The sequence below is a fragment of the Marinobacter sp. UBA2498 genome (genome assembly GCF_002341575.1).
GTDB classification, from domain to species: domain Bacteria; phylum Pseudomonadota; class Gammaproteobacteria; order Pseudomonadales; family Oleiphilaceae; genus Marinobacter; species Marinobacter manganoxydans.
In genome coordinates this window covers 861-2,800 of the sequence record NZ_DDOI01000034.1, presented here as the reverse complement: position 1 = coordinate 2,800, position 1,940 = coordinate 861, and the positions used below count along the sequence as shown (strand labels likewise).

Here is a 1,940-nt window from a genome sequence, read left to right as displayed (position 1 = left end):
GAAACTTCAGACGAGGGGTTTGACTCCAGGGCCATCAATTGAAAAAGGGAACGACCGACCGAAGGCGACCCGGACGCCTCGGGCCTGGCGTGATTGGTTTCCGGAGTTTCTTCGGATGAGTCTTCTGTGGCTGCCGTCGCTGAACCCGCGTCGTCCGTTGCGTGCTCCCGATCGCGGAGTGACCAGTTTGCGGGCAGCTCGGTGATATCTATGGCCTCAAGACCAGCTCGTCGGCAGTCATTGATCAGGGACCGGATGGCCGCGGGCCAGACCCGGACCAGAGCATTTTCCCAGGCGCGATAGATGGTCAGGCGGTGCTCCCGCGCAATGCCCAGATGATCGACCATATACTGCAGGCAGACGCACAGGGCCCGAGGCGTCAGAGGATTGTTGTCATCGTTGACGTCCTGTCGGAAAATCTGGTTGAGAAACTGGTTGAGCAGGAAGTTGGCCCCGGTATTTGCTTTGTTTACGCGGGTAGCGATGGCCTGCAGGTCCAGCCAGTCCTCGAACTCGTGCTGTTGCAGCAGGTGCAACTCCTTGTTGCCGGCCCGGGACTCGGCGGCGGGCTCAAGGGTTGCCTGATTGGCCTGGAACTGGGCCTGGAAATCCTGGAGCATTCGTTGCTGGCGACTCTGGAAAATGAAGCGCATGTCCTTGAGCCGGGTAATCTCACGCAGCTCTGCAGCCTCTTCCAGGTCGGCTTCAATGCCCTCGAAGGTGCCTTCCATAAATTCCGGAAGCAACTGTTCCAGAAGCCGACGGCAATGCTGGTGGTAGAGCTGTTTCAGTGAAGGATCCGGAGTCGCGGCTTCGGGCCGATTCGTTCCAGTGTGCTGTAACAAACGCTCAATGTCGTTGCTGAGTTCCTCGGTGTTCCCCGCTATGTCCAGCGAAATGCCGCTACTGCGGCCAACCTGAACCGTGCCTCTGTAATGGATATGCTGTTTTTCATGGTCATTATCGAGGAAAACATGAAGATCGGTCTGTGCAGCGGCAGACGATGACAGCTGGTCGAGTACCGCGGGCGACGAAAAGTGCTTCAGGGTGAGGCGCAGCCCTTCTTTACCCAGAGCCACGCTGTCAATGACACAGCCACAGGGAATGAGGCCGGGCGCGACGACAACCGCATCCTTGCTGAGTCTGGAGTGTTTTGCGTTGAGCCGGGTCATTGACCGCCTTCCTGAGCAGTGAAAAATGAATCGTTGTTCAATTTATTGTGGGTTCAGTTTAATTTGAACTTCAGCAAACGCAAAGTGAATCTATAAAAGCGACACATATAAGCCTGGGCGGCTCGTTTAATCCACGCCTGTATTATAGACGCTCGATGGGCTTCAGCATCAGATCCCTGTTGAGCTCATAACAGGCAAAATCCTTTGCCAGATAAAGGTTTCCCCGATAAATACTTTTGGCTTCGGATTCGATTTCACCGATGTGCGGATAGGCATCCGGGTTGAACTGGTAACGGGAACTGAAGTGGGTAAGGACGAGATTGGGAACGCCTGCGGCCTCGGCGAAGCGGGCTACCTGGGCAGCGGAGCTGTGTTGCGGCCAGGGTCCGACCCGGTCAGAGACTTCCTGGGTGTAGGTCGCTTCGTGGATGACCACCTGAACACCCGTGCACGCTGCCAGAAGCAGGTCGGGCTGGTCGTTGTCGCCGGCTACGATAACCTTGCGAGGTTTTCTGGCAATTCGGGTGTAATCATCACAACGGGCGAGGCGCCCATCTTCCAGTACCACGTCGTCGCCCTGTTGCAGGCGGCCCCAGGCGGGACCGGCCTCAATACCATCCGCTTCGAGCCTGTCCCGGACCAGCTGGCGTTCCAGATTCTTTTCCGTGAACACAAAGGCCCTGCAGGAGACACGATGGGACAGGGGGACTGCAGTTACCGACAGGGAGTCGTCTTCCCAGTGGAAGTTCTCTGCTTCGGAATCGACAA

At 56.9% G+C, this 1,940-nt stretch carries 2 protein-coding genes; both read right to left on the bottom strand.

The genetic code is table 11. The features are described from left to right. Positions 1 to 1,172, bottom strand: a 1,172-nt coding sequence (locus B2W52_RS03465; RefSeq protein WP_286801299.1) for a DUF1631 family protein, incomplete at its 3' end; no start/stop codon positions are given. A gap of 142 nt (positions 1,173 to 1,314) precedes the next feature. After that, positions 1,315 to 1,940, bottom strand: a 626-nt coding sequence (locus B2W52_RS03460; protein ID WP_476738512.1) for an MBL fold metallo-hydrolase, incomplete at its 5' end; no start/stop codon positions are given.